We start from the raw sequence: 26,579 nt of genomic DNA, 5'->3' as shown, positions 1-26,579 counted from the left end.
CGGGATGCAAAAGCCAAAGGTGAGACCCCACAGGCGTAGCCGAGGAGGCTCACCGGCTTCCCGCGGAAAGCGAAGTATATTTCAGGAGCGGTGCTTCTATACCATTTATAATAGTACGGTTTTTCATTAGTTAAAACACATTTGTCCAAGCCTCTTTTTATTAATCTTATTTCCAAACATCCTCTGCAATTTGAACAACATGGCGTATCTTGTCCCACTGTTGTTCTTCAGTAAGAAGATTACCTTCTTCAGTTGAAGCAAATCCGCATTGTGGGCTTAAGCAAATTTGGTCCAAGCCGACATATTCACTAGCTTCTTTAATACGTGCCTTGACATTCTCAGGATTTTCTAACTCGCCAAATTTAGACGTAATCAATCCTAGTACAAGCTGAAGATCATCTCGTTTTACATGTCTTAAAGGTTCAAATCCACCAGAACGCTCATCATCAAACTCTAGAAATAATCCGTCAACATTTAAGCCACCGAAAATCGTTTCTGAAGCATTTTCATAGCCACCTGTTCCGACATAGGTCGATTTGAAGTTACCTCTGCAAATATGCATTGTAATCACTAAATCCTCAGGTTTGTCTGCAATTGATTCGTTAATTCCTCTAGCGAATAATTGAGCTAGTGCCTCTGTTTCATGTCCACGGGCTTTAATTAATTGTTGAGACTCTTCAGAGAAGAATAGTGACCATGATGTGTCGTCTAACTGAAGATAACGGCAACCTGCATCATAAAATGCTTGTATCGCTTTCTTATAAGCAGCAATTAAATCATCAAACAATTCTTCTTCAGTTGTATATGGTGATAAATCAGATTCCTCTCTGAAAAATAACATATTTGGACTAGGGATTGTAAATTTAGCAAGATGGTCACCGGCAACACTATGTAAGAATTTATAATCGTCAATCATTGGATGATTTGTAAAATCAATTTTGCCAATTATTCTAATTCCATGAGCACTTGTTTCTACCCCATTAAATTGAATTCCAGATTCTGTATCGAAAAGTTCGACCCCATCTAGTCCTGCAAGGAAATCATAATGCCACCAGCCGCGTCTGAACTCTCCGTCAGTTACACCTTGAAGGCCAACTTCCTTTTGCTTTTCAACTAGCTTGGTGATCTCTTCATCTTCAATTGAACGTAATTGTTCAGCAGAAATGTCCCCATTTTGTTTTTGTAAACGTGCATTCTTTAAACGTTCTGGTCTTAGGAAGCTTCCTACATGATCAGCCCGAAATGGTGCTTGTGTTTTAACTGTGCTCATTTTCTCCATCTCCTCTTTTATTATCTTTTTCTTTTCTAACAACTGATCTTTTGCTAGCCCCAAGTCCTGTTCCATGTTGCCGACTTTTTGGGTAATAAAAAAAGTCTTCACCATTTAAGAAGAAGACTTTTTTAAAACTATAGTCATCTTCTTATCTTTCAAGTCGGCTAAACTTGTTGGAATTAGCACCTTACAATGAAAGATCATTGTTGGTTGCTGAGGTGTCATAGGGCCATACCCTCGACCTCTCTTGATAAGAAATCAGTATTATTAGATTTTTCACTACTTTATATCATTTACTTAAAATTTGCAACAATTACTTTTACTAGAAAGGAATGTCTTCATTCATACATTTCTACCAACCTCGTTCATAAGGAGTTGGTGCTTGAATGTTTGTATTAAGTTGTTCGGCAGCGACTCGAGCCCAATAAGGATTACGTAGTAGCTCCCGAGCTACGAAGATTAAATCAGCTCTATCATTCTGGAGGATTTCCTCTGCTTGAAGACCAGATGTGATTAAACCGACTGCACCTACATCAATCTTAGCTCCTTTTTTGATTTCTTCTGCATGCTTTACTTGGTAACCAGGGTAAACATTTGGTGGACCAGCAGGAACAACGCCTCCTGTGCTTACATCGATTAAATCGACTTCTAAATCCCTCATCCATTGAGACAGCTGAACAAAGTCAGATAATGTATTCCCGCCTTCCATATACTCTTCAGCAGATATCCGCACAAATAGAGGTCCTTCCCACTCCTCTTTCACAGCTAGAATTGTTTCCTTTAACATACGGAAACGATTCTCCAAAGAACCTCCGTATTCATCTGTTCGTTTGTTTGTTAGTGGCGATAGAAATTCATTTAATAAATAGCCATGGGCAGCATGAATTTCAATAATATCAAAGCCAGCCTGCTTGGAACGACGAGCTCCCGCTTGGAAAGCGGCTATTTTTTGATGGATTTCTTCAGTTGTTAATTCCTTTGGCATCGCCATTTTTTCATTAAATGGAATCGCAGAAGGGGCATAAATTGTTCCTGATACAGTTGCTTTACGGCCGGCATGAGCTAATTGAATAGCGGCCTTAGCGTCATGGGCATGAACACGTTCAACTACAGTTTTGTGTCCAGAAATATGTAAATCATCCCAAATCCCTAAGTCTTGATCGGAAATTCGCCCCTGCGGTGTTACTGCTGTTGCTTCAATCATAATAAGTCCAACTTGTCCAATTGCTCTTGATTCGTAATGAGTAATATGGAAAGGACGGACTGTTCCATCTTTTGTCTCAGAGGAGTACATACACATTGGCGACATGACAATGCGGTTCTTTAAGGTGACCCCTTTAACGGTGTATGGTGAAAATAGTTTATTTGTCATCGAAATACCTCCCTTATTTTCTTAGTTAATAGTTTACCATGCTTATTTTTTAATCTCGAATTTTAGGATTTGTGAAAGACGGAAAGGATAAGGAGGAAAGGAGTTTTTTTATGCATTCAAAACAGACAGTGAAATATATATGTCATTTGTATTCTTCCGGAAACCAGTATTTTTATAAGACTGAGTTAATTACATACGATTCTTGGGAGGATATTGATTCACTTGGATGGACTACACCAAGACCGATCTCGGAAATGACTTTTCGCAAAAGGGAAAAGGAAGGATACAAAGTGGAATACAAAACCTTGAAAAAAGAACCAGCAGAAGTAATTCCATTCGTAAAAAAGCAATTGTCACAATAATGGCATGCATTCTGGTTGCTTCTTGATAGACATTCTGTAAACTAGACTTAGACAGATGGACAGGAGCGGAGAATATGAAAACTAAATGGTTGATAGGATTTTTATTAATGATGCTGACGGTTTTAAGTGGGTGTAATATTCTGACAGTCGAAGAAACAGAAACAATACAATTAGAAGCAAGCGGTCTTGAAACATTTTTCATTCAACATGATGAAGGTGATGTCACAATTACTGGTGTTGAAGGACTTGACCAGATTGAGGTTGAGGCAACACTCTCAGTAATGAGTGAAGAAGAAGAGCAAGCGAGGACCTTTTTAGAAGAGCATTTAAGTATGAGTTTGACAGAAGTAGATGAAGGTGCACTTTTAACAACAGCAGTCACAAGAGGTGCAGAGATTGAGCAAGGCAATATTCATTTAGAGATTAAAGTACCGAATGATTTAAAAATTGACTACAAACAGAATGAAGGACAATTGAAAGTTAATTCAATGGCTAGTGATCTGGTTATTGAACATGGTTCAGATCATTTGTTTCTTGATCAAATTAATGGAACAGTCAAAATTACAGATGGTGCTGGAAAAGTAATGTTAACAAATGTATCTGGGGATACAACAATAAATAATGCATCAGGAGAGACTAGTGTAACTAAGTCATCGGGGAATTTATTTAGTACTAATGGATCTGGTGCTCTGACGATTGAGGATTATCAAGGTGAGGTTACAGTTAGGAATGGATATGGAAATATTAAAATAACAGGTGTTAATGGTAATGTAACAGTCGTTGAAAGCCAGCAAGGATCCGTCACAATTGAAGATGTAAGTGGTCAAATTACTCAACCATAAATCATCATATTTAAGGTATCTCGAAAATATTCCATTTTTGAGATACCTTTTCTAGGTAAATGAGTATATTGACATCATGGATGGTGTTGGATTACTATTAAACTAATAAATCATATAAAAATACAAGGGATTAAAAATCATTCATATGAAAAAGTAATAAAAGGGGTGAAATCATCATGACTGTGACATTTGAGTCAGTCCTAGAAAAGGACTATGAGCATTACAATAAATTATTGGAACGAAAAGATACACTTGAGGTACTAAAATGGGCGTACGCTACATTTGAAGATAAACTAGTTTATTCCTGTAGTTTTGGTGCTGAAGGAATGGTTTTAATTGATTTAATTAGTAAGGTCAAAAAGGATGCCACAATTGTTTTTTTGGATACTGATTTTCATTTCAAAGAAACCTATGAATTGATTGATAAGGTCAAAGCTAGATATCCGACATTGAACATTGAGATTGCAAAGCCCGAAATTACTCCTGAAGAACAAGCTGAGAAGTATGGAGATAAGCTTTGGGAAAAACAACCGGATGCTTGCTGTGGTGTTCGTAAACTCGTTCCTTTGCAACGGGAATTAGATAAGTATGACGCATGGATTTCAGGGCTTCGTCGTGAGCAATCACCTACACGAGCTAATACGCAGTTTGTGAATAAGGATAACCGTTTCAAATCAATTAAGATATGCCCATTAATTCATTGGACAGAAGAAGAAATCTGGATGTATATTCGACTTCATAAACTTGATTATAATGAATTACATGACAAAAACTACCCAAGTATTGGTTGCGAGTACTGTACCAAGCCCGTCGCTGAAGGCGAAGATCCTCGAAGTGGCAGATGGGCAAACACATCGAAAACAGAGTGTGGATTGCATATCAACGGAAGTGGCATTTAATTAACTATTATCTAGGAGGATTTAAAAACAATGACAACAATTAAAGCACACGGTGGCACATTGATTCAACGCTTCGAACCAACTTATGATGTATCAGGAATTAACAAGGAAATTGAACTAGACGCGTTTGCATTATCAGACCTTGAATTGATTGGGATTGGTGCATTTAGTCCTTTAACAGGTTTCCTTGGCAAGAATGATTATGAATCTGTTGTTAAAAATATGCGATTAGCTGATGGGACGATTTGGAGCATTCCAATTACATTACCTGTAGATGGAGACATTGCAAACTCACTTGAAACAGGTGAAAAGGTGAAACTTGTTCATCAAGGTGATGTGTATGGTGTGATTGAGGTTACTGAAGTATTTGAACCAAATAAAGAAGAAGAAGCTGCAAATGTTTATCGAACTACAGATCAAGCCCATCCTGGGGTAAATAAGTTATTTGAGCGTGCAATTGTATATGTTGCCGGTCCAATTACTTTAACAAAGCGTTTAGAGCGTGATCGTTTTGCTGAATATCATTTAGATCCTGCCGAAACTCGTGCGAAATTCGAGGAGCTTGGCTGGAAGAGAATTGTTGGATTCCAAACACGTAATCCTGTTCACCGTGCACATGAATATATTCAAAAATCAGCATTAGAAATTGTTGATGGATTATTTTTAAATCCGCTAGTTGGAGAAACGAAATCGGATGATATCCCGGCTGACGTGAGAATGGAAAGCTATGAAGTATTACTTGATAAATATTACCCGAAAGATCGTGTCTTCTTAGCAGTATTCCCAGCAGCAATGCGCTATGCCGGTCCACGTGAAGCTGTTTTCCACGCAATCGTTCGCCAAAACTTTGGTTGTACTCACTTTATAGTTGGACGCGATCATGCCGGTGTTGGTGATTATTATGGAACGTACGATGCTCAACTTATTTTCTCGGAATTCGAGAAGGATGAACTTGGAATTGAACCATTGTTTTTTGAACACAGCTTTTTCTGTAAGGCTTGTGGAAACATGGCTTCAACGAAAACATGCCCACATAGTAAAGAAGATCGTGTGATTTTATCTGGAACTAAGGTTCGTCAAATGCTTTCTGAAGGTGTTACACCACCACCTGAGTTTAGCCGTAAAGAAGTAGTAGAAGTACTTATTCGTGGCATGAAACAAAAAGTTCAATCGTAAGAGGGGGATTTAATGTGGCAGAGAACCTAGTCTGGCATGAAACAACAATCAAAAAAGAAGAGCGTCAAAAGCGAAATGGACATCGTAGTTGCATCCTATGGTTTACAGGATTATCTGGTGCGGGGAAATCTACACTAGCGAATGCCCTTGAGCATCGATTATTCGAACAAGGAACTAAAAGCTATATCCTTGATGGAGACAATGTCCGTCTTGGTTTAAATAAAGGTCTCGGTTTTAGTGATGATGACCGTAAAGAAAATATTAGACGAATTGGCGAAGTTGCAAAGTTATTTGTCGACTCAGGTACAGTGGTTTGTACAGCGTTTATTTCACCATTTAAAGAAGATCGCGATCGTGTTCGTGAGCTTGTTGAAGAGGGAGAATTTATTGAGGTATATGTTCGATGTTCTCTAGAGGCATGCGAACAGAGAGATCCAAAAGGTCTTTATAAAAAGGCTAGATCAGGCGAGATCCCTGCTTTTACGGGAATTAGTTCCCCGTACGAAGAACCAGAGGCTCCTGAGATCGTTGTTGATTCTGATAAGCAAACTGTTGAAGAATCAGTTGAGACGATTTTGGCATATTTAAAAGAGAAGAATATTTTATAAAAAAAAGGAAAAACGTTGATGAGGCGTTTTTCCTTTTTCCTTGTCGACAAAGTCATTATGTGGTTAGTCGACAAGCTTTTTTAGTGATTCTGGTCATGAAAAGACGCTTCGCATTCGCTACCGGGATGGGGGGCAGCACCCGCCGGAGGGCGTTGAACTAACCGGCTATGCCGGTGGATTTCAACCTGCCCTTTTCTTCCTGCAGGAGTCGGCCCTCCCATCCCGTCCGCTTAAATAGAGGAAAATGGAATATTACTTACTTCTTAAAACCGATTTAAAAGACATCAAATAACTCGACCTTCCTATTTTTAGATATCATAAAGTTTTCTATTAAATATTAAGAATGTTACATCTGTCGAAATGCTCAACCTCTTCGGTATGGAACCATGAGCTGAGAAGGCTAATGAGTACTCGTAAATGTTGGAGTAGATAGGCCCCCACAATGAGACAAATAACGGACAATGATATTGAAATCATTGTCCGTTAGACTTTTGGAGCCTCTGAAGTTTACCTTTGTGGTTTGAGAAAAGGCTGGGAACTAAAGTTACTAACTGATATACCGAACAACGTAATCACGTAGCGGATGAAATATACGTAGACTCCTGCGGGACACAAAAGCCAAAGGTGAGACCCCACAGTGCCGAGGCACGAGGAGGCTCACCGGCTTCCCGCGGAAAGCGAAGTATATTTCAGTAGCGGTGTTCATCCACTATCTGGCCTTTTCCATTTATTCACTTTTGAAAATTTTACTTTAATGAGCGTAGTGCAGCTTCAACATCGATTTCACCAAAGCCATAGTAGGGATCATAGCCTCTTGTACCTAAATCAGTTGCTGTTGAAGTGATCACTTCATATACTTGTTTATTTGTTAATTCAGGACTAAATGAGCGAATCAACCCGGCTAGTCCAGCAACATGGGGAGCTGCCATTGATGTTCCAGACATAACGACGTAGTTATTATCAGGAAATAGACTAGGAATATGCTCGCCAGGTGCCGCAACATCAACATGATTACCGAAATTAGAGAAGAAGGCACGGTTCCTAGCGTCATTCACAGCAGACACGGTCAGTACTTCCTTATAGTTAGAAGGGTACATTGGATCTGCAACATTGTCATTTCCTGATGCGGCTATTAGAACGACATCTTCTTCATATGCATAGCGGATGGCATCATATAGGATGTCTGATGAATGATAATCACCGAGACTCATGTTAATGACATCAGCTCCATGTTGAACGGCCCAGTAGATTCCTTTTGCAACTTCATAAGATGATCCCTCACCATTTTCATTCAGAACTTTTACAGGGAGAATACGGCTTTGTGCCGATACACCGGCAATACCAGTCACATTATTTGTTAGAGCAGCGGCGATGCCAGCGACATGTGTTCCATGTCCATGTTGATCGGTGAAATCTAAAGAATCATCAAACGCATTATAACCATGGACAAGCTTTCCTTTTAAGTCTAAGTGGTTTGGATCAACACCGGTATCAAGTACAGCAATAACCACATCATCACCACTAGATAAACTCCAGCCCTTATCTGTTTCAATTTGATTTAAATTCCATTGATATGGCCGGAAAAATTCATCGTTAGGTTTGATAGAACTTAAAGGTGTCATGTCTTTTTGTTTTTCCTGTTCTTGTTTTGGAACAGTTGTTAGAAAACCAACTTGTTTACTAAGAGTATAGTTCGGTTCAACAATGGCTAGATCATAATCTCTTTTCAACCGCTGAATGAGCTCAATTGTATTTTCATTTGCTGACTCAACGAGAAACAAAGGACTTTTGTTTTCGATAATGGTTAAATCAGGCTGGTCGGCAAACCAAACAGACGCTGTCTCAGGGTGCTTAAATTTTATTACAGCTTGTTTTTCAATATATTCACGGTCCAATGATTGGATAGATTGCCCTTCTGAATGGACAACAATTTGCCATCCGAGTTCTGGAACGACCTCAGATTCAAGATTTTCGGGAAGGTCATCGGTTGTTTTCCAATTCACACTTGGATAATCTCCAGAGACGAAAAATGTCCCATTCGCGTCAGCAACAGAGGCAAGTCCTTTTACAAAATCTTTAACAAATGATAGTTTTACTTCTCCTAGAACAACAAGTCCATTGTCAAGGCGTTCACCCATTAACATATATTGATGACCATCAATTTGGTATGGATCAGAAAACTGACTGTTCATATGTCGATGTGTTAGGTTATCAGGATTAATTTCTTTTATATGACCTGCTTCAACAATCACTTTGTCATTTTTCAATATGGCAAAGCCGTTGAAATGAGCATGTTCTTTCAGCTCTTCTTCAAATTCTTCTTGTAATTGTCCTGTACTTAGGTCACGTTCAGCCCAGCGTTGCATTTGAACGGAAAGTTGCTTTAAGAACATTGAAGTTGTCATTGATAAATCTTCAGCCATTAAGTGATCCATAGCTGATACTTCCAAATTCTTTGGAATATCAACGTTTTGGACGGCAAATTGATTGTCATCAATTAAGGTTTCTCCAATTAATAATAGACCTAAACCAACGATCGCTATGAAGAGAGCAACTTTTATTCCACGAATCATCTAATTTCACCTTCTTTTTTAAAGAAATAAGCCATCCATATTTCATCAGCAAACTGAGTGTTGAAGATAACTTGGTCCTTTTGAACACCTTCAATAATAAACCCAGCTCGCTCGTACAGCTTTAGAGCAATGTCATTCGTTGAAAAGACGGTTAAACAGAGCTTATGGAGTCCTTCACTTTGGCACCAATCAAGGGTGTACTTCATGATCTGTTTCCCGATCCCCTTGCCTTGAGCATCTTCATGAAGCCATGTTCTAAAAAGACCTGTATGTCTTTTCATATTTAAATCCCCTCGAAGAACTCTAGCTATACCGCGTACAATACCATTCACCTCAGCTACGATATACATATGACCATTATCGATCATGTCTCTTATAAATTGCTGTTCCTCGGTTACACTACGAACCTTTTTCTTTTGAATGAACACACCTTTGTCGATAATACTTTTGGCTGCTTCGACAATTTCGCTAGCGTCTTCTATCCTTACAGGTCGCAACCTGATGGGAGTACCATCCTTGGACTGAAATGTATGAACAGTTTGACTGAATTGGGTTGCAAGCAAGTGATCTCCTCCCCTTTAGTTTGGTTGCCAAAATCGACTATGGTCTTTCTCAACTGAGGTATTAAATAAATAGGACATTGGTACAATCTCGACATTATTATCCTTGAATTGTTTGAGGGCATTGGAAATGCCTGCAAATGTTTCTTCCCCTTTTATACCAACATGACCGATGGCGATAGCCTGTCCATTTTTTTGAGCCATTTTTAGCAATGCCATCATTTGTTTAGTAACATACTGTCTTGAAGAAAGGGTATCATCAAGGAAAATATCCCTTGAGGAAGTAGGAATGTTCATTTCAGAAGAAAGTTCTGGAATGACCGATTTGGAACTTGTCCCGCTATCAATGACATATAACCCATGCTCTTTTGCCACTTCTAAAACAACCCTAATGATTCGTTCGTCCTCGACTATTTTTGAACCCATATGATTATTAATCCCTTTTGCGTGAGGAACATTTTCAATTGCTTGGATTACTCTTCTTCTGACCTCATCATTTGAAAGATCACTGGTAATCGCATTTGGCCCAAGCCAGGATGCTTTCCCTTGTCTAGGCTCCATCGGTAAATGAATGATAATTTCAAATCCGGCAGCGTGGGCTCGTTTTGCTTGCTCCTCTGACTGTTCTAGAAAAGGCATAATGGCAACTGTAATAGGAATGTTGCTATTCAAAAATGAATCAACGCCTTTTACCTCACCACCAAAGTCATCAATGATGATTGCAGCATGTGTTATATCAGCTGCTTCTATTTTTGAGTCACATGTCGAGAAAAAGAAAACAGTCATTGTTATCATCATAAACAACCCCAAACAAACACGACGCATCGTGGCACCTTCTTTCAATTAGCTTATCGTTAGTTTGTCATTTGTCTGATTAATTATGAGGATTACAAAAAAAACAAACAAAAAACACATGCACAACGAGAATAAATCTCGTTACACATGTGTTATTTGCGGATATTAAATGCGGCATTCAACTGACCACGTAACATGCGGTCGCGAACCTCTTTTTTCTGAAGTTGCTTTTGTTCCATTTTCCTAATTTCAAAGGTTTGCATGCCGTCTTCCATTTTGTTTGCAATATCGAGTAATCTTTCAACGTCTAGAAACGAGTACTTTCTCGTTCCACCTTTAGAGCGTTCTGGATAAATTAACTTTCTTTCTTCATAGTAGCGGATTTTACGTTCGGAAAGTCCTGTCAACTCACTTACAATCCCAATGGTTATCACTTTTTTATCTTTATATGACGACACCCATTCCACCCCACAGCCTTTTAAGTTAGAATGTTCAATCTTTTTTCTATCATAGCATAGGTTATGGAAGAAAAGGGTTTTTGATGTCAGATAATCTAACGTCTTTTATTAATATCATTGTTTTCAATTAGTTAGAGTACCCATTGCTCTGTCGTGTTATTCTATTTACAACAGGGGTAAGAGGGTATACTAGGATTAGTTTGAGCAATTAGATGGCTTATATTATAATTGATAATACAGATATAAATAGTCGGATATTGAGGAGCGTTTATATGAGAGAAGGGTATGTTTATTTAGTTGGTGCAGGGCCTGGGGATATTCGCTTAATGACAGTGAAAGGCCAACAATGTTTAAGGATTGCTGATGTTGTTCTTTATGACAGGTTAGTTAATCCTTTATTGCTAGAAGAAACCAAGCCAGGTGCAGAGCTTGTCTATTGCGGAAAACTGCCAGACAGACATCTTCTAAGGCAGGAAGCAATTAATGATTTGCTCGTAAAGTATGCATTGGAAGGCAAAGTTGTCGTTCGTCTAAAAGGGGGGGACCCGAGTGTATTTGGGCGAGTTGGGGAGGAAGCAGAGGCACTTGAAGCAGTAGGAATATCCTATGAGATTGTACCAGGTATTACAGCAGGGATAGGAGCAGCAACCTATGCTGGTATACCAGTTACTCATCGAGAGCATGGGGCCTCTTTTGCTATTATTACGGGGCATGACAAATCACCTAATGGTCAGCCACTTATCGACTGGGCAGGAGTTGCTACTGGTGTAGATACAATTGCCTTTTATATGGGTGTGAAAAACCTTCCATATATTTGTGAACAACTAATTGCACATGGGCGCAAACCGGACACCCCAGTCATACTGATTCAATGGGGAACGCTAGGCAAGCAAAAAACATTAAGTGGAACTCTAGAAACGATTGCCGAGATCGTTCGTGAAAAGAAGTTTTCGAATCCAGCTATTACTTTAGTCGGTGATGTAGCTAAACTTCGCACAAAGGAAAGTTGGTTTGAAAGGCAACTATTGTTTGGGAAACAGCTGCTATTTGGACGAACATCAGAAGGAGCAAGTTCAATTGCTGAACATCTTCGTCAGTCTGGAGCTGATGTATTTGAATTTCCACGTTTCCAAACAACTGAGATGGAATTGGAATTAAGCGAAGATATTCGTGACTATGATGAAATAGTGTTTCACTCTCCTACGAGTGTTAGTTGGTTCTTTAAGCAATTAAGTAAACAAAAAATTGATGTTCGCTCGTTAAAAGCAACCTTTTACGGAGCTTCTATTAAATCAAGAAGGGCGATAGAGTCTTTTGCTTGTCTTGCATTTCCGAATAATGAGATGATAAAAGAAGGGAAATGTCTAGTTGTTGGTCCGCAATCCCTGACTATGAACGAAGATAGAACAAAGATATATGGTGAACATGATTTTCTGATTTCACATGAGGAAAAAGTCGTCAAACAATCCAATTGGACCTGTAGACGTCTTCTTGATGAGGATCGCATTGACACGATTATATTTCCAAGTGCAGAATCGGTTTATGTCATTACAGAACAAATGAAAGACTGTGAGCAAACCCCACTTCAGCTATCAGAAAGGGCAAAGATTATCTGTTTTGGCCCACTTTCTAAAAAGGCTGCCGAAAAGTGTGGCTATAAGGTTGATTTATGTTTAACAGAACCTTCTGAAGAAGCATTAATGGAAGCATTACAAACGAATGAAAGTAGGTGAATGAATGCAAGCAATATTGTATATTGGTCATGGAAGTCGTGTTCAAGAGGGCAATGATGAATTATTTGGATTTGTAGAGAAAGCTAAGGCCGCTCATCCGGAAATTATGATACAAGAATGCTGTTTTCTCGAATTAGCTGAACCAACAATTGAAGAAGGTATCGCTGCCTGTGTTCAGCAAGGGGCAACTAAAATTGCAGTTTTGCCCGTGTTACTTTTAACAGCTGGACATGCCAAAGTTGATATCCCAGAAGCTGTTGATGAAGTTAAAGCCAATTACCCTGAAATTGATTTCTCCTATGGTCGACCGATCGGGGTCGAACAAAATGTTGTCGAGATTATTCAAGATCGTTTGCTAACAGCTGGCCTTGATATCCCTGAAGGTCGTCCAGTTTATGAAGAGCGTAAGCCAATTTCAATTCTCTTGGTAGGACGGGGTAGCAGTGATCCAGATAATACAAGTGATTTAATGAAGATCTCTCGTTTAGTTTGGGAGTTTACACCGGTCTCAGATGTTGAGGTTTGTTTTATTGCTGCAACAAGACCAAATGTTGATGAAGGCTTAGAAAGAGTTCATAGATTGCCGAATGATACAATTTATGTTGTGCCATACCTCTTATTTACTGGTGTTCTAATGAAAGGACTACAGAAGAAACTTGATGAATGGTCTGAAAATACAAATAAGACCTTTATTCTAACTGACTATCTGGGCTTTGATGATCAGTTAGTCGATGTGTTAGCGAGAAGAGTACAAGAGGTATTAGATGATAATGTCCAAGTGAATTGTGATACATGCCAATTTCGTTTGGCATACTCTAACAAGGTAGAGGCGAAGTAAATGAAGCGTCTCCCAATCATGCTAAAACTTGAAGGGAAAACAGCTGCTGTTGTTGGTGCAGGAAAAGTTGCTGCTCGGCATATCCCAAAGCTATTGAGTGCAGGTATAAAAGAAGTGATGGTATATTCCCCGTCTCTAGATCAAAGTCTCGCAGGCTATCATGATCATTCACAGATTATCTGGATAAAAGGGGAGATAAGTGAGAGGCATTCATTTGATACTGATCTATTATTACTGACATCAACGAATCATGAACTCCATCAAAGATTGTTAGAGCAGCGTAAGCCAGGACAGCTGATTTATCTTGCTGATGATCCTGTCGCTAGTGATATCCATTTTCCAATAACGATTACCCGGGGAGAACTTTCTGTCGCTTTGTCGACGAATGGAAGTAGTCCGACGTATGCTAAGCAGTTAAAGGAAAAGATTGAAGAGTGTTTAACAGATGAAATTGAGGGAGATTTAATTTTTCTAGATAAGGTAAGAAGACAAGTACAAGAGGCTGTCTCCGAGCCGTCACAACGGAAGCAACTGCTACGTCAAGCAACTTCTGAAAAGGTTCTTAGAAATAAGGATCGCGATACACTCATGAAGCAAATGATTGATGACGTCATTCATTAGGGTGTAAAAGGGTAATAATCTTATACATGACCGCTGAAAAAGATGAGCTTTACTATTTTCAGCGGTCTCCTTTTTTATTCCGGCCCGAAATCGTCTATAATAAGGCATATCTGAGTTGCTCGAATGAACAAAAGTGAGTAAACAATTGATGACTATGATAAGTGAAAAGAGGGAAAGGATTGAAAAAAGAAAGAGCAAAAGTGAATGCGATCTTGCTTGCAGATACCCCCGGGTCTTTTATCACTAGAAGGATACCGATGGCGAATCTTGAGTTTGGAGGAATTGCCGGAGATCGTCATTTTGGTGTAACCTCATTAGCTGATGCTAGACAGCCAATGTATCCAAGAGGAACAGAAAAATTAAATCTGCGTCAGATCACGATTGTTTCTGAAGAGGAATTATCGCTAATCGCTGAGGAGCTAGGGATTGAATATGTTTTACCAGAGTGGCTCGGAGCGAACCTGCTCGTAAATGGGTACCCAGAATTAACGACGTTAATGATTGGCTCACGCCTACTATTCCCTGATGGAACAGGGCTAATTTGTATGGGAGAAAACAAACCATGTAACCTTCCTGGTCAGGAAATTCAAAAGCATTACGAAATGGAGCCTAAGCTTGCTACTCGCTTCATTCGTGCAGCATTAAAAAGAAGAGGTATTGTTTGTGCTGTTGAATGTCCTGGAAAGGTTTATGAAGGAGATGAAGTGCAAATCTTCGTCAATAACTTAGACAATCCAATGCAGTAATGAAACCGGTGTTCTTTTGGACAAGTTCGATCATGGTAGTGAATCAATAGTTGTTTTATAGCCACTGATTCAGATGTGCTTCAATGCGGTCCGGGAACACCTTCATTTTCTGCATAGGCGGTGGACAAATGGTATTGTATTTTCTTATTTGCTGATTAATTGCTTCAACTTGGAGAAGAATCTCTTCAGTTGGTCGCCCATCTTTCTGAGTGATTAGGAGTTTGGAGAGCTGGTCACGAATTCGATGCTGTAAGGCTATCCATTCAGGTAGATAATTCGCATTTTTGATCGTTCGGTCTAAAACGTTTCCATTTAACACTTCACTTGAGAGCGGTTCACCAAATCCTTTTAGTCTATTTGATTTATTATCTTTTCCGTAATCAGAAACTATATCACCAAGCCAATCTCTAGACATATGCAATCCACCCTTTGTTATTATGTGTGTTAATAATAGTATAACAAAATATGGGATTTATTTAAGGTCAAAAGTGTGAACATATTTGATATATGTTGGGTAATCAATTGCTGTTTGTGTGGAATATTGAAAAACGCCTTTTTCCAAAGGCGTTTTAGTGAAGGGATGAATGCTGGCAACTAGCTAGCCGTTTCTTCGTTTGTATTATTTCGCATTTCTTGGAGGTTTGTTAGTAGGATGGATGGCTTTTTCTAGCTCTTCTGCTGCAATAACTGGGTCAATTGTGTTGCTAGAAGGCTTGCCTTTCTGGCTGTATCCTTTATCACGTTTTTGGCTCATTTTTGCTCCTCCTTTTTCTGTTTTCTTGATTAAGATGAGTTAAATGAGCAAAGGTTATTCATATAGGATACAAAGAAAGACTTGGACAAAAGTGATTTAACCAATAGAAAACCCGAACAATGGTAGTGGTGGAAGAAAACCGCTCCTGAAATATACTTCGCTTTCCGCGGGAAGCCGGTGAGCCTCCTCGGCTACGCCTGTGGGGTCTCACCTTTGGCTTTTGCATCCCGCAGGAGTCTACGTATATTTCATCCGCTACGTAATTGCTTTGTTCGGTATTTCAGTTAAACACTTTAGTTATGTCCAAGCCTCTTTAATAATGTTTATAATATAAGACCTTATTTCGTATAAGATAGACGTGCGATAGCATCATGCTGATGAATCGATTCCTCATTGCGGCATTCAATTTCAAATGAACGTACTCCTTCATTTTCATAAAGATCAGCAGCAACAAGGCGCACGAGATCTTCAACAAAACGAGGGTTTTCGTAGGCACGTTCTGTAACTGCCTTTTCATCAGGGCGCTTTAACACTGGATAGAGGATGGAGCTCGCATTGCTCTCTGCTGCTTCAAGTAAAACAGCTTTCCAATCAATATCAATGCTATCATCAACTGTTACACTCATTGTCACGAATCCACGTTGATTATGGGCACTATATTCACTAATTTCCTTTGAACATGGGCAAAGGGTTGTGACAGCACCTGTTAAAGTAATAACTGACGTATAGCCTTGCTTCTCATCAAAAGAAACATCATAGATAACTTCAGCATGTGCCATTCCTTCTTTTTGCATGGCTGGGCTGGTTTTAGTAAAGAACCAAGGGAATGAAACCCGAACATTTGAAGCCTTTTGTTTCATTTCGCGTGCGAGTATTGCTGTGAACTCTCTTAATGTTTCAATAGATAATAGATGTGTTTGGAAAAACAAATGAAGCTGCTCAGTTAAACGGCTCATATTTATTCCTTTGAAATCCTGCTCAAGACTAGTTGTCATCGCGAAAGTCGCTGTCGTGGTTTGTGTTGTTGGTGCTAATACTGATTCAATCATGACAGGGTACTTAACATCAGAGATTCCCACCTGTTGGATTGGGAAATAAAAATCAGCTGGTTTATTTTGAAGGTCAGGCATCTTTTCTTTATCAGTTGGTTTTGTCCCAAGTATTGGATCGACAGTACCAAAGTGACGGTGACGCTCAGCCTTAGGTGGTAAACGTTTCATTGTTGAATCACTCCTGAATTATATATTAATAAAGTTGATTTCATCCTAGCATATCTTCATTCATCTGACATAAAAAAAGCTCGCATAAACGAATAATTAAATTGTAAAGGTAACTAGTTGCACACTTAACTTCTCCATATTACACTACAAAGGGAAAAAGAGACAAGAAAAGTGTAGCCTCTTGTCAGTTACTTTAGCGAAAAGAGGGAAAATAATGAAAAAAGGTACTTTAATATGGATTGCATTAGCAAGTCTGCTAGTCATAATTGGATTTGTCATACCTGTAAATGTATCTCCGCCAGACGATACTAGGATTATCCTTGATCATACTCTTAAGGTTTACAGTTCGCCTGCATGCTTTGATCAGGCCGACCTCACTAATAATTTAGAAGAAGCTACATATGCAGATGCATTATCCCTAGGCTATGAAGGTGAATCGGCTTGCACAAATGATGAGCTTTTAGATGAACAGAAGTCTTTCTGGTTTTCACTGTTTCAATAGAATGATACAAGCATCTATAGTCGGATGCTTCTTTTTTTTGGAGGGAAATGAGTAGAATTCTGGAAAAGAGAAATGAAAAGGGGGACTTTGACTCAAGAATTATAGATAAGCCCTTTAAGTGAGGATTGAAAATAAGAAGAATTCATTGAAAACAAGAGTGTATGTTACGATTCAGTACGAATGATATGGAAGCATGAACTGAGGAGTGGAGAGCTAAGGAAACCGTATGAGATCAAGGTTAAATGGCGATAGAAGCTTTTGCAGAATACGAATGATTATGATATAGTTGGAATGTTCTAATAACTTATATAATAGTAGAGAGAATGTAAATTGAGGGAGCTGGAGATTAAAAATGAAAGTAGCAAAATTTGGGGGATCGTCTGTCGCTAGTGCTGAGCAAATTAAAAAGGTGGCAGCTATTGTCACTGCCGATTCAGAACGGAAAATTATCGTCGTATCAGCACCTGGTAAGAGAAGCAGTGAGGACACAAAGGTAACTGACCTATTAATCACTTTGGGCGAGACTTACTTGCAAGAAGGAGAAGCCGAGGCAGAATTACAAGCTGTTGTGGCAAGATACGAGGACATTGCGAAGGGACTTAACTTAGGTCAAGATATTGTTGCAACAATTGAAGCTGATCTTCGTGAACGTTTGGCATTTGACCGTAATCGTCCTGAATCACTAATGGACTTAATTAAGGCAAGTGGCGAGGATAATAACGCTAAACTAATTGCTGCTTATTTTCAGAGCATTGGCTTAAAAGCAACATACTTGAACCCACAGGATGCTGGGTTACTCGTAAGTAATGAGCCTGGTAATGCTCAAGTTTTGCCAGAGGCATTTGAGCAGCTTGCAAAATTACGAGGTTCAGAAGAGATTATTGTCTTCCCGGGTTTCTTTGGATATTCAGAAGATGGAACATTAGTCACATTCCCACGTGGAGGGTCTGATATCACAGGTTCTATATTGGCTGCAGGAACAAAGGCTGATTTATATGAAAACTTTACAGATGTTGATTCTGTATTTGCAGCAAATCCAAATGTTGTTGATAACCCTGTTAAAATTAAAAAGATGACGTACCGGGAAATGCGTGAATTATCATATGCAGGTTTTTCTGTATTTCATGATGAAGCATTAATTCCAGCATTTAGAAACCGTATTCCGGTTTGCGTAAAAAATACGAACAATCCTTCTTCATCTGGAACGATGATTATTTCTGAAAGAGAATATTTCTTAAGTCCAGTGATCGGGATTGCAGCAGATAAAGGCTTTGCAACACTTTATGTTCGAAAATACTTAATGAACCGTGAAATTGGGTTTGGACGTAGATTACTTCAAATTCTTGAAGATGAAGGTCTCTCGTACGAACATATTCCTTCAGGGATCGACGATACTTCTGTAATTCTTCGCCAAGGTCAGTTGACATCAGCGATAGAGGAACGGATTGTGGATCGTATCCGCAAAGAGCTAGCGGTTGATGATGTTAATATCGAGCGAGATTTTGCTATGGTTATGATCGTTGGTGAAGGGATGCATAATACTGTTGGTGTTTCTGCTCGAGCAACGGCAGCATTGGCGAGAGCAAATGTTAATATTGAAATGATCAATCAAGGTTCTTCAGAAGTAAGCTTAGTACTCGGCATTCATTCTGAAGATGCTGATCGTGCAGTGCGTGAACTATACCATGAATTCTTTAGTGGTGCAGACGAAACAATTGAATAGATGAATCAAGAGAAAAACAAGCCAAATGAAACTCATTTGGTTTGTTTTTTATGATCTTTCTTACACTTGAATAAGAACTCATGTTCGTATATAATGGTTAAAAACACCATGATGGAGGAACAGAGATGAGTATCTATTTTGAGCGAAGTATAGCCGGGGAGTTTCTTGAGATCATTTACCTTTCGGGAGATGGAGTGATCACTCAACGCAAAATCAAGGTAAGATCCTACAATGAAACTCATATCATCGCCTATTGTCTTACTCGTAAACAATCTAGAATGTTCCGGATTGAACACATTCTCTCAATTGCTTATGTGAAATCAAAAAGTTTCGATACAATAGAAAATGTCTAACGCTAATAATTAATCCTAGTAATTACCGAGGAGCTGAATCGATGAGTTATTCAGATGTGTTAGTGATTGGTGCCGGTCTATCTGGTTTAATGGCGGCGAATCACTTACAAAATAATGGAGTAACAACCGTTGTTATTGATAAAGGGAAAAGTGTTGGTGGACGAATGGCAACGAGACGAATTCATGATGGTAAAGCAGATCATGGGGCTCAATTCTTTACTGCCCGTTCTAAGGAAATGAAATCATTTGTTTCTAGCTGGGAACGTGCTGGAATGGTAAGGGAATGGACTCGAGGATTTCATCAAATGTCTGAGAGTGGAGACATCTCTTTACAGGCAGATGGCTATCCACGCTATTATCCTTTGAATGGTATGAATAGACTAACAAAAGAAATAGCTAAGCCTCTTTCAGTTACTTTAAATAAAGAAGTGACCTCATTTGAATACAATCAAGATGAATGGATCATTTCTTGCTCTGATTCGAGTAGTTTGCGTGCAAAGGGCTTAATATCAACTGTTCCCATCCCTCAACTATTAACATGGATGAATACACGAATTTTGCAAGAGAGCGTTCTAGATCAATTGCGAAAGATAGACTATGAACCCTGTCTTGCTGTGTTATTAATACTCGATCGACCAAGTGAGATCCCGAAAAATGGTGGAATCCAAGGAGAGGGTATTGTTTCATTTATAGGAGATAACCAGCAAAAGGGTATTTCAAAATCCCCTATCGTCACTGTGCATGCATCTGGTTCATGGAGTGAGCTTCACTATCAAGACGGTGATGAAGAAATCATTGCAGAACTAACAAGAGAGGTGCAGCCTGTTCTTGGTAAAGCAACGATTGTTGAAGCACAAGTGAAACGCTGGAGGTATGCTAAGCCCAAAAATCTTCATCCAGAATTAGTACTTGCGACAACCACGCCTGGATTACTTGCATTTGCAGGGGATTGCTTTTTAGAAGGAAAGGTAGAAGGCGCGATTTTATCTGGGTTAGAGGCCGGGAAATGGATGGAGAATAAATTAACTACGTAAAAGAAAAAGGAAGAGATGTCTTAGACAAAATTGTCTTTGCATATCTCTTCCTAATGAATCCTAAGTTAGATTAACTATTAAATTCAATTCCTAATTCCTTCGATCTGGTGATAGCTCTGTTAACAGCCTTTTTCATTATACCTTGCCCATCATGTTCCCTTAGAACATTTATTCCGGCTTCAGTTGTTCCGTTTGGACTCATTACTTCCTGGTAAAGCTCTCTAGCAGTCTTAGTCGTTGACTCGAGACGCTTTCCGACTCCAAGAATTGTTTGAGTAATTAGCGCCGATGCCTCTTCATGTGATAAGCCAGACTCTATGGCCGCATCCTCCATAGCCTCAACGAGAAAGTAGAAATAAGCAGGACCGCTTCCTGCGAGTCCAGTAACAGCGTCAAGTTTCTCTTCAGCAACAACCGTAACGGTTCCCACTGCTTCAAACAGTTCACTAACCTGAGCTATTTGAATGTTGCTTGAGGTCGTACCTTTACTAAGTGCTGTTGCTGAAGCACCTACTTTTGCGGACGTATTAGGCATAGTGCGAATCACTCCTGCCTCATGTCCAAGTAAATTCTCAATATATGAAGTTGAGATGCCTGCAAGCACAGAAACAAAAAGTTGTGAGGGATTAGTAAAAATACGAATATCACTAATGGCTTCTTTTACTTGCTTAGGCTTCATTGCAAGAATAACAATATCTGCTGCCTTCACTGCTGCCCCGCGGTCACTCATTGTACGAATTCCATATGTTTGTTTCAGTGATTCTAATTTTGCATGATTACTAAAGTTGGTAGCAATAATCTGCTCAGGTTTGACAATTTTTTTACTGACAAGTCCAGCAATAATTGCTTCAGCCATTGATCCAGCACCTAAGAAAGTGATCGTTTGTTCATTAAGTAAACTACTCATTATTTCACCTGCCCATTTCCACGTACAAGATATTTTGTTGATGTTAGTGCTTCTAGACCCATTGGGCCCCTTGCATGTAATTTCTGAGTACTAATCCCAATCTCAGCCCCAAAGCCAAATTCAAACCCATCTGTAAAGCGAGTAGAAGCATTGTGATAAACAGCTGCAGCATCAATTTCATTTAGAAAAGTAGTAACATTATTTGCGTCCTCACTAATGATTGCTTCTGAGTGCTTCGTTCCATATTTATAAATATGCTCAATTGCTTCCTCTAATGAATCAACGATTTTAATTGCTACTTTTAAATCCAGGAATTCATTAGCCCAATCCTCTTCAGTTGCCTGAACAATAGTTTGATTATACGTTTGTGCTTTTTGATCACCAACAAATGATACATTTTTTTCAGAGAGTGCCTTTACTAATTGTTCAAAATGTTGATCTGCCCATTTTTGATGGATGACTATGGTTTCAGCAGCATTACAAACTGATGGGCGTTGAGTCTTAGCATTCACCGAAATGGAAATGGCCATCTCAGGATTTGCAGTTTCATCTATGAAAAGATGGCAGTTACCTACACCTGTTTCAAGGACCGGAACGGAGGCGTTCTTTACAACTGATTGGATTAATGAAGCCCCACCTCTTGGAATTAAAACATCTAAGTAGTCGTTTAATGTGAACATTTCCGTCGCGGTTTCACGTCGAGTATCTTCAAGCAACTGAATTGCTTCACTTGGAATGGCTGTTTGTTTTAGAGCATCTTGTACGACTTTTACTAGGGCTATATTTGAATGAATGGCTGAAGAACTGCCACGCAAAAGTACCGCATTTCCTGACTTTAAACAGAGGCTTGACGCATCGATCGTAACATTAGGACGGGCTTCATAGATCATGCCAATGACACCAAGAGGGACACGGATTTTTTCAATTCCTAATCCGTTAGGTCTTTGATACTCAGTTAGTGACTCTCCAACCGGGTCTGGCAAATCAGCGACCTGTTTGAGTCCTTCCGCCATATCACTTAGTCTTTCTGCTGTTAAAGTTAGGCGATCAATAATTCCCTCATTTGTGCCATTGTTGCGAGCTACCTCTAAGTCCTTCTCGTTCTCTCTTATTAGAAAGTCAGTTTCATTTAAAAGGAAGTCTGCAATTTTAAGTAACGCTGTGTTTTTTTCTTCAGTTGTTTTAGATGAAAGGACACGTGCACATTCTTTAGCTTTCTTGGCTTTTTGTAAGAGCTCACTCATTTTTTTATCTTCTCCTTTGTCTCCGGAACCCAATCATTACGATGAATGACAACAGGTTGTTTTAGTTTGGACGTATCCTCGTTTTGTTTGTTCTGTAAATTTAGTAGTTCATCAGATGACATATTTGCTTTGCCCTTACCGATTAAATGTCCAGATAGATTCTTTACCCCAATGACATTTCCTTTAGTAAAGGGGGCATCAATACTAACAATTCCAACAGGTAATAAACTTTTTCCGCGTGAACGAATTGCTTGTTCAGCTCCTTGGTCGATCGTTAAGTATGACGTAATCGTTGAGTGAAGGGCGATCCATTGTTTTGTAGTAGGCATCACCTGTTCGTGTGTGAAAGTGCCTATGTACGTACCGTCTCCCTTTCCTTCAACAATATCTAAGAGCATTTCAGGGTAATTCCCTTTTCCGATAAAGACATTAACTCCAAGTGTTAATGCAGTTTGTGCGGCACTAACCTTTGATTTCATTCCACCAGTACCGACTTTGGAGTTCGATTCACCAGCGAGTGCAAGTAAATCAGCTGTCAGTTGAGGGAGGTAATAGATTTTTTTTGCTTCTGGATTAATTTGTGGGTTTGCATCATACAATCCATTTACATCAGTCATAATACATAACGTATTCGCATGAACTAGGCCACTAACGAGAGCTGATAGCATGTCGTTATCACCAAAGGTCAATTCTTCAATTGATGTTGAATCATTTTCGTTAATAATTGGTATAGCTCCACGCTTAAGAAGTTCTGTTAATGTAGAGTACGCATTGCCATAACGTATCTCATCTGAGAAATCCTGGCGTGTAAGTAAAAGCTGAGCAGGGATTAGATTATGGCTAGCAAATTGCTCAATATAGGCTTGCATTAATAAGCCTTGACCAACCGCAGCAGCTGCTTGCTTTCCTGCAATCGTTACTGGTCTTGTTGGATAGCCAATTGCTGAAAATCCTGCTGCCACAGCGCCTGATGAAATAACGATGACTTCGTGTCCTGCTTTTTTTAATTTAGAAATGGCTGTTACGAACATTTTGACCTTCTCGATACTTAATGCTCCTTGCCTTGTTGTTAGCGAACTACTGCCAATTTTAATGACAAGACGCTGTCGACTCATACAATCTCCTCATTCCATAGTAAATAAAAAAGTCCCTCCATCCTTAGAAAAGGACGGAAAGACTAAAATCCGCGGTACCACCTTAATTGGCCAAATGCCCACTCTACCCGTAACGTGGGAAACGGTCATCAAATGACTAGCTCTTGGGCAGGTTCAACAAAATCAGTGGTGATGACCCTTTCAGCCTCTGGGGTCACTCTCTTTTCACATCATTTTTGTTTACTAATCCCTTTCTTCGCCTTTACATATTGTTTCGTTTATTATAAAAGAGGAAGAGCAGGAACGTCAACAGGACTTAGTATATATTCTCGGAATTATTAGTCTTTTTCATGAAATGTATAAGGGGGAAGTAAGATATGAAGGGGAAAACGATATGGATAACCGGAGCTTCTGGGGGACTAGGACGAGATCTAGCGTTACTAGCAGCAGAACAAGAAGCAACTGTTGTCTTACTTGGACGAGACATCAATAAACTTAAACTAGTGCAAGATGAGATTCATGGACTTGGAGGAAATGCATTTTCTTATCAACTTAATATAGGTAATAGTAATGATATTTGTGAAATAACAGAGAGGATTTTCCTGGAGATTGGAAACGTGGATGTCTTAATTAATAATGCTGGGTTTGGTATCTTTGACAAAGTCGAGGTAGCGAAAATGGAAGAGATTAAAGAGATGTTCGCTGTTAATGTTATTGGCCTTATTGCGTTGACTCAGGCAGTATTGCCAACAATGTATAAACGAAATCAAGGACATATTATTAATATTGCCTCACAAGCTGGCAAGCTAGCAACACCGAAGTCGAGTGTATATTCTGCAACAAAGCATGCTGTTCTTGGGTTTACTAACAGCCTACGAATGGAAGTAGCAAATACAAATATTAATATAAGCGCAGTCAATCCAGGTCCGATTCGAACGGCATTTTTTGAACAGGCTGATAAAGAAGGTACATATGTCAAAAATGTTGATAAATGGATGCTTGAATCCAAGGAGGTTGCAAAAGCGACGATTCAACTAATTAATAAACCAAAAAGGGAATTAAATCTTCCCAGATGGATGGGAATCGGAACGAGCATCTATCATTTAATGCCTGGAGTATTCGAGCGAATCGCCGGGAACAAGCTTAATCAAAAATAAGGGGTTGTATGATGAGTACTCGGTTTCATTGCTGTGCGACCTGTGAGCATTTCCAAGCGGAAAAGAAACAGAATGGTATGTACTATGGGTGCAAAAGATTAGGATTTGAAACAAAGCCGAGCTATCAGTTCGATTGTTGGAATCCGAAAGAGCATATTAAGTCATTAATTGCCAAGGAGACGAGTAAGCGTATTGAGTAATTTAGATCCTTGTTTCCTTCTTGTAGAAATTTGGTTTATTGTTGTACCTTCTGAATTATTTTGCAGTATGGGTTGACATAGGGCAATCTCTGTTCTACTATTTGAATGACAAATCAATTGAAGATAAACCATTTTAAGAATGTAAAATGGAAGTGGACTTTTCTAGGGGTAACCTATTTTCACCACGCATCCGTCTTTTAGGCGAATGTGTGGTGTTTTTTGTGTTTTGAAGGGAGAGAGAATAGAATGAAATCATTATGGCCTTTTGCATTACTCGTCTTTTTAGGTGGTTGTTGTTTTGGGATATTATCTACATTTGTTAAGCTTGCCTATTCAGCTGGCTTCTCGCTTGCTAGTGTCACAGGGAGTCAGTTTCTATGTGGATTTCTGTTAATATGGCTTGTTATTCCTTTTACAAAGAGAAAAAAGCTGTCTCGGAAGTTGATACTTTTTTTAGTAGGTTCAGGAATCCCGATGGGGTTGACCGGCGTTCTATATTATCAATCACTCCAGACAGTAGATGCTTCACTTGCAATTATCTTTCTTTTTCAGTTTGTTTGGATCGGAAGCTTACTTGAATGGATCATTGATAAGAAAAAGCCTTCTATGAAAAATGTGACAGCTATTATCATTTTACTATTTGGATCAATCCTTGCTGGGGGCTTTTTACTTGAATCAACGACCTTTAACTGGAATGGTTTGTTGTTTGGATTGATGGCTGCATTTACTTTTTCAATGTTTATTTATTTGAGTGGGAAAATCGGAGTAGATGTACCGCCGATTCAAAAGAGTGCTTTACTGACAACCGGTGGCTTTGTTACAGTCATACTAATTTTCAGCTCTCAAGTTAATTTATCTCTATCCATGGACACGGTTCTCGGTGTCGCACCTTTTGGCTTGATTTTAGGTTTCTTTGGGGTTTTCTTGCCACCGATTCTATTTTCGATTGGCATGCCACGTGTTGGCGGGGGAGTTGGCACTATTTTAACATCATCTGAATTACCAGTTGCTGTTGTGATGTCAACATTGGTCCTAAAAGAAGTCGTCTATGTATCACAGTGGCTTGGCGTAATCCTCATCTTACTCGGTATTGCAGTTGGAAATGGTTTGCTACAATTTAACAGAAGAAGAACGAGAGAACATCAACCTATTTAAAAGTTGATTCAGTCTATTGGCAAAGCTATATAATGAGGTTGATTTTTATATTATTGAGAATTGCCTTAATAAGATGCTTCGCCTTCGCTACCGGGATGGGGGGCACGCTTTCCGCAGGAGGGCGTGGAACTAACCGGCTCTGCCGGTGGATTTCCACCTGCCCTTTCTATCCTGCAGGAGTCGGCCCTCCCATCCCGTCCGCTTAATTAGAGGGTGAATGGGAATTTACTTAACCACGGGACAAATGCAAGACAGCTTAAATCTCCTATCTAGATATAGTTGATTATAAGACTTGAATGGAAATAACTCCTATGAAGACGAAGCTTTTTTTCCGTTGCTATAAACTTGAAAGAGTTGCGAATCGAATAACATTTATCCCT

At 39.3% G+C, this 26,579-nt stretch carries 28 protein-coding genes, 1 riboswitch and 1 other annotated feature; of the genes, 16 read left to right on the top strand and 12 right to left on the bottom strand.

Annotation, left to right across the window (positions count from 1 at the left end; all coding sequences use genetic code 11):
- Positions 1–166: 166 nt before the first annotated feature.
- Together J7W16_RS08600 and namA are read right to left on the bottom strand one after the other, a co-directional pair.
- On the bottom strand, positions 167–1,270 hold the full coding sequence (locus tag J7W16_RS08600) for a 5-methyltetrahydropteroyltriglutamate--homocysteine S-methyltransferase (protein ID WP_419095823.1): 1,104 nt from the start codon (positions 1,268–1,270) through the stop codon (positions 167–169).
- Positions 1,271–1,418: 148 nt separating this feature from the next.
- Positions 1,419–1,530: riboswitch (SAM riboswitch) on the bottom strand.
- Positions 1,531–1,625: 95 nt separating this feature from the next.
- Positions 1,626–2,645, bottom strand: a complete 1,020-nt coding sequence (namA, locus tag J7W16_RS08595) for an NADPH dehydrogenase NamA (RefSeq protein ID WP_210596889.1) — start codon at positions 2,643–2,645, stop codon at positions 1,626–1,628.
- A 110-nt stretch (positions 2,646–2,755) separates the two neighbouring features.
- Between namA and J7W16_RS08590 the strand changes: the two genes are divergently transcribed.
- From J7W16_RS08590 to cysC, 5 genes are all read left to right on the top strand, one after another.
- Positions 2,756–3,007 (top strand): hypothetical protein, encoded by a 252-nt coding sequence (locus J7W16_RS08590; RefSeq protein ID WP_210596888.1) that lies wholly within the window; start codon positions 2,756–2,758, stop codon positions 3,005–3,007.
- Positions 3,008–3,081: 74 nt separating this feature from the next.
- Positions 3,082–3,849: a DUF4097 family beta strand repeat-containing protein gene (locus tag J7W16_RS08585; RefSeq protein ID WP_210596887.1), complete on the top strand. Its 768-nt coding sequence runs from the start codon at positions 3,082–3,084 to the stop codon at positions 3,847–3,849.
- A 176-nt stretch (positions 3,850–4,025) separates the two neighbouring features.
- Entirely contained in the window at positions 4,026–4,748 is a 723-nt protein-coding gene (locus tag J7W16_RS08580) for a phosphoadenylyl-sulfate reductase (protein ID WP_210596886.1), read from the top strand.
- 30 nt (positions 4,749–4,778) lie between these two features.
- On the top strand, positions 4,779–5,924 hold the full coding sequence (gene sat / locus J7W16_RS08575) for a sulfate adenylyltransferase (RefSeq protein WP_210596885.1): 1,146 nt from the start codon (positions 4,779–4,781) through the stop codon (positions 5,922–5,924).
- A 14-nt stretch (positions 5,925–5,938) separates the two neighbouring features.
- Positions 5,939–6,532, top strand: coding sequence for an adenylyl-sulfate kinase (gene cysC / locus J7W16_RS08570; protein WP_210596884.1), 594 nt, complete (start codon positions 5,939–5,941; stop codon positions 6,530–6,532).
- 746 nt (positions 6,533–7,278) lie between these two features.
- Here the strand turns inward: cysC and J7W16_RS08565 are convergent.
- The 4 genes from J7W16_RS08565 to J7W16_RS08550 form a co-directional block, all read right to left on the bottom strand.
- Positions 7,279–9,105, bottom strand: a complete 1,827-nt coding sequence (locus J7W16_RS08565) for a S8 family peptidase (RefSeq protein ID WP_210596883.1) — start codon at positions 9,103–9,105, stop codon at positions 7,279–7,281.
- Complete coding sequence (locus tag J7W16_RS08560; RefSeq protein ID WP_210596882.1) at positions 9,102–9,668, bottom strand: GNAT family N-acetyltransferase; 567 nt, start codon at positions 9,666–9,668, stop codon at positions 9,102–9,104. Before J7W16_RS08560 ends, J7W16_RS08565 begins: the two co-directional genes overlap by 4 nt.
- A 15-nt stretch (positions 9,669–9,683) precedes the next feature.
- Positions 9,684–10,490: a divergent polysaccharide deacetylase family protein gene (locus J7W16_RS08555; RefSeq protein WP_210596881.1), complete on the bottom strand. Its 807-nt coding sequence runs from the start codon at positions 10,488–10,490 to the stop codon at positions 9,684–9,686.
- Between the two features lie 122 nt (positions 10,491–10,612).
- Positions 10,613–10,918, bottom strand: coding sequence for a MerR family transcriptional regulator (locus tag J7W16_RS08550; protein WP_210596880.1), 306 nt, complete (start codon positions 10,916–10,918; stop codon positions 10,613–10,615).
- A 272-nt stretch (positions 10,919–11,190) separates the two neighbouring features.
- On the opposite strand from J7W16_RS08550, the gene cobA reads away from it, so the two are divergent.
- The 4 genes from cobA (at position 11,191) to J7W16_RS08530 (ending at position 14,856) form a co-directional block, all read left to right on the top strand.
- Positions 11,191–12,651 (top strand): uroporphyrinogen-III C-methyltransferase, encoded by a 1,461-nt coding sequence (gene cobA / locus J7W16_RS08545; protein ID WP_210596879.1) that lies wholly within the window; start codon positions 11,191–11,193, stop codon positions 12,649–12,651.
- Positions 12,652–12,655: 4 nt separating this feature from the next.
- Positions 12,656–13,489, top strand: coding sequence for a sirohydrochlorin chelatase (locus J7W16_RS08540; RefSeq protein ID WP_210596878.1), 834 nt, complete (start codon positions 12,656–12,658; stop codon positions 13,487–13,489).
- Complete coding sequence (locus J7W16_RS08535) at positions 13,490–14,110, top strand: precorrin-2 dehydrogenase/sirohydrochlorin ferrochelatase family protein (protein ID WP_210596877.1); 621 nt, start codon at positions 13,490–13,492, stop codon at positions 14,108–14,110.
- A gap of 179 nt (positions 14,111–14,289) precedes the next feature.
- Complete coding sequence (locus J7W16_RS08530) at positions 14,290–14,856, top strand: MOSC domain-containing protein (protein WP_246879921.1); 567 nt, start codon at positions 14,290–14,292, stop codon at positions 14,854–14,856.
- Positions 14,857–14,911: 55 nt separating this feature from the next.
- On the opposite strand, the gene J7W16_RS08525 is transcribed toward J7W16_RS08530, so the two are convergent.
- From J7W16_RS08525 to folE2, 3 genes are all read right to left on the bottom strand, one after another.
- Positions 14,912–15,271 (bottom strand): DnaJ family domain-containing protein, encoded by a 360-nt coding sequence (locus tag J7W16_RS08525; protein WP_210596876.1) that lies wholly within the window; start codon positions 15,269–15,271, stop codon positions 14,912–14,914.
- A gap of 204 nt (positions 15,272–15,475) precedes the next feature.
- Positions 15,476–15,610, bottom strand: coding sequence for a hypothetical protein (locus J7W16_RS22170; protein ID WP_283246034.1), 135 nt, complete (start codon positions 15,608–15,610; stop codon positions 15,476–15,478).
- Between the two features lie 338 nt (positions 15,611–15,948).
- On the bottom strand, positions 15,949–16,830 hold the full coding sequence (folE2, locus tag J7W16_RS08520) for a GTP cyclohydrolase FolE2 (RefSeq protein WP_210596875.1): 882 nt from the start codon (positions 16,828–16,830) through the stop codon (positions 15,949–15,951).
- 214 nt (positions 16,831–17,044) lie between these two features.
- Here folE2 and J7W16_RS08515 point away from each other — a divergent pair, with 214 nt between their 5' ends.
- The 4 genes from J7W16_RS08515 (at position 17,045) to J7W16_RS08500 (ending at position 20,442) form a co-directional block, all read left to right on the top strand.
- The gene (locus J7W16_RS08515) at positions 17,045–17,332 is read left to right on the top strand and encodes a hypothetical protein (protein WP_210596874.1); all 288 of its coding nucleotides are present in this window, start codon (positions 17,045–17,047) and stop codon (positions 17,330–17,332) included.
- A 352-nt stretch (positions 17,333–17,684) separates the two neighbouring features.
- On the top strand, positions 17,685–19,055 hold the full coding sequence (locus J7W16_RS08510) for an aspartate kinase (protein ID WP_210596873.1): 1,371 nt from the start codon (positions 17,685–17,687) through the stop codon (positions 19,053–19,055).
- Between the two features lie 125 nt (positions 19,056–19,180).
- On the top strand, positions 19,181–19,408 hold the full coding sequence (locus J7W16_RS08505; protein WP_210596872.1) for a hypothetical protein: 228 nt from the start codon (positions 19,181–19,183) through the stop codon (positions 19,406–19,408).
- Positions 19,409–19,449: 41 nt separating this feature from the next.
- Positions 19,450–20,442 (top strand): NAD(P)/FAD-dependent oxidoreductase, encoded by a 993-nt coding sequence (locus J7W16_RS08500; protein WP_210596871.1) that lies wholly within the window; start codon positions 19,450–19,452, stop codon positions 20,440–20,442.
- Positions 20,443–20,512: 70 nt separating this feature from the next.
- On the opposite strand, the gene proC is transcribed toward J7W16_RS08500, so the two are convergent.
- The 3 genes from proC to proB are packed head-to-tail and all read right to left on the bottom strand — an operon-like array spanning position 20,513 to position 23,708.
- On the bottom strand, positions 20,513–21,349 hold the full coding sequence (gene proC / locus J7W16_RS08495) for a pyrroline-5-carboxylate reductase (RefSeq protein ID WP_210596870.1): 837 nt from the start codon (positions 21,347–21,349) through the stop codon (positions 20,513–20,515).
- Entirely contained in the window at positions 21,349–22,593 is a 1,245-nt protein-coding gene (locus tag J7W16_RS08490) for a glutamate-5-semialdehyde dehydrogenase (protein WP_210596869.1), read from the bottom strand. The genes proC and J7W16_RS08490 overlap by 1 nt, the downstream gene beginning before the upstream one ends.
- The gene (proB, locus tag J7W16_RS08485) at positions 22,590–23,708 is read right to left on the bottom strand and encodes a glutamate 5-kinase (RefSeq protein WP_210596868.1); all 1,119 of its coding nucleotides are present in this window, start codon (positions 23,706–23,708) and stop codon (positions 22,590–22,592) included. Before proB ends, J7W16_RS08490 begins: the two co-directional genes overlap by 4 nt.
- A 46-nt stretch (positions 23,709–23,754) precedes the next feature.
- Positions 23,755–23,953 (bottom strand) — a binding site (T-box leader).
- Positions 23,954–24,064: 111 nt separating this feature from the next.
- Between proB and J7W16_RS08480 the strand changes: the two genes are divergently transcribed.
- From J7W16_RS08480 to J7W16_RS08470, 3 genes are all read left to right on the top strand, one after another.
- Positions 24,065–24,844: an SDR family NAD(P)-dependent oxidoreductase gene (locus J7W16_RS08480; protein ID WP_210596867.1), complete on the top strand. Its 780-nt coding sequence runs from the start codon at positions 24,065–24,067 to the stop codon at positions 24,842–24,844.
- Positions 24,845–24,855: 11 nt separating this feature from the next.
- The gene (locus J7W16_RS08475) at positions 24,856–25,044 is read left to right on the top strand and encodes a hypothetical protein (RefSeq protein ID WP_210596866.1); all 189 of its coding nucleotides are present in this window, start codon (positions 24,856–24,858) and stop codon (positions 25,042–25,044) included.
- Positions 25,045–25,290: 246 nt separating this feature from the next.
- Positions 25,291–26,199, top strand: a complete 909-nt coding sequence (locus tag J7W16_RS08470) for an EamA family transporter (protein WP_210596865.1) — start codon at positions 25,291–25,293, stop codon at positions 26,197–26,199.
- Positions 26,200–26,579: the final 380 nt, after the last annotated feature.

The organism is Halalkalibacter suaedae (genome assembly GCF_017939705.1).
Classification (GTDB): Bacteria; Bacillota; Bacilli; order Bacillales; family Bacillaceae_D; genus Halalkalibacter; species Halalkalibacter suaedae.
The sequence above is the reverse complement of the archived record's forward strand: the minus strand, read 5'-3'. Positions and strand labels throughout refer to the sequence as shown.

Bases quoted from the DNA above. Each gene is read 5' to 3' on its own strand.
- proC (WP_210596870.1), bottom strand. From the start codon at position 21,349: ATGAGTAGTTTACTTAATGAACAAACGATCACTTTCTTAGGTGCTGGA.
- folE2 (WP_210596875.1), bottom strand. From the start codon at position 16,830: ATGAAACGTTTACCACCTAAGGCTGAGCGTCACCGTCACTTTGGTACT.
- J7W16_RS22170 (WP_283246034.1), bottom strand. From the start codon at position 15,610: ATGAGCCAAAAACGTGATAAAGGATACAGCCAGAAAGGCAAGCCTTCT.
- J7W16_RS08500 (WP_210596871.1), top strand. From the start codon at position 19,450: ATGAGTTATTCAGATGTGTTAGTGATTGGTGCCGGTCTATCTGGTTTA.
- sat (WP_210596885.1), top strand. From the start codon at position 4,779: ATGACAACAATTAAAGCACACGGTGGCACATTGATTCAACGCTTCGAA.
- J7W16_RS08475 (WP_210596866.1), top strand. From the start codon at position 24,856: ATGAGTACTCGGTTTCATTGCTGTGCGACCTGTGAGCATTTCCAAGCG.
- J7W16_RS08510 (WP_210596873.1), top strand. From the start codon at position 17,685: ATGAAAGTAGCAAAATTTGGGGGATCGTCTGTCGCTAGTGCTGAGCAA.
- J7W16_RS08540 (WP_210596878.1), top strand. From the start codon at position 12,656: ATGCAAGCAATATTGTATATTGGTCATGGAAGTCGTGTTCAAGAGGGC.
- J7W16_RS08480 (WP_210596867.1), top strand. From the start codon at position 24,065: ATGAAGGGGAAAACGATATGGATAACCGGAGCTTCTGGGGGACTAGGA.
- J7W16_RS08525 (WP_210596876.1), bottom strand. From the start codon at position 15,271: ATGTCTAGAGATTGGCTTGGTGATATAGTTTCTGATTACGGAAAAGAT.
- J7W16_RS08590 (WP_210596888.1), top strand. From the start codon at position 2,756: ATGCATTCAAAACAGACAGTGAAATATATATGTCATTTGTATTCTTCC.
- J7W16_RS08555 (WP_210596881.1), bottom strand. From the start codon at position 10,490: ATGCGTCGTGTTTGTTTGGGGTTGTTTATGATGATAACAATGACTGTT.
- J7W16_RS08565 (WP_210596883.1), bottom strand. From the start codon at position 9,105: ATGATTCGTGGAATAAAAGTTGCTCTCTTCATAGCGATCGTTGGTTTA.
- J7W16_RS08600 (WP_419095823.1), bottom strand. From the start codon at position 1,270: ATGAGCACAGTTAAAACACAAGCACCATTTCGGGCTGATCATGTAGGA.
- J7W16_RS08490 (WP_210596869.1), bottom strand. From the start codon at position 22,593: ATGAGTGAGCTCTTACAAAAAGCCAAGAAAGCTAAAGAATGTGCACGT.
- J7W16_RS08505 (WP_210596872.1), top strand. From the start codon at position 19,181: ATGAGTATCTATTTTGAGCGAAGTATAGCCGGGGAGTTTCTTGAGATC.
- cobA (WP_210596879.1), top strand. From the start codon at position 11,191: ATGAGAGAAGGGTATGTTTATTTAGTTGGTGCAGGGCCTGGGGATATT.
- J7W16_RS08515 (WP_210596874.1), top strand. From the start codon at position 17,045: ATGAAAAAAGGTACTTTAATATGGATTGCATTAGCAAGTCTGCTAGTC.
- J7W16_RS08580 (WP_210596886.1), top strand. From the start codon at position 4,026: ATGACTGTGACATTTGAGTCAGTCCTAGAAAAGGACTATGAGCATTAC.
- J7W16_RS08535 (WP_210596877.1), top strand. From the start codon at position 13,490: ATGAAGCGTCTCCCAATCATGCTAAAACTTGAAGGGAAAACAGCTGCT.
- J7W16_RS08585 (WP_210596887.1), top strand. From the start codon at position 3,082: ATGAAAACTAAATGGTTGATAGGATTTTTATTAATGATGCTGACGGTT.
- namA (WP_210596889.1), bottom strand. From the start codon at position 2,645: ATGACAAATAAACTATTTTCACCATACACCGTTAAAGGGGTCACCTTA.
- proB (WP_210596868.1), bottom strand. From the start codon at position 23,708: ATGAGTCGACAGCGTCTTGTCATTAAAATTGGCAGTAGTTCGCTAACA.
- J7W16_RS08470 (WP_210596865.1), top strand. From the start codon at position 25,291: ATGAAATCATTATGGCCTTTTGCATTACTCGTCTTTTTAGGTGGTTGT.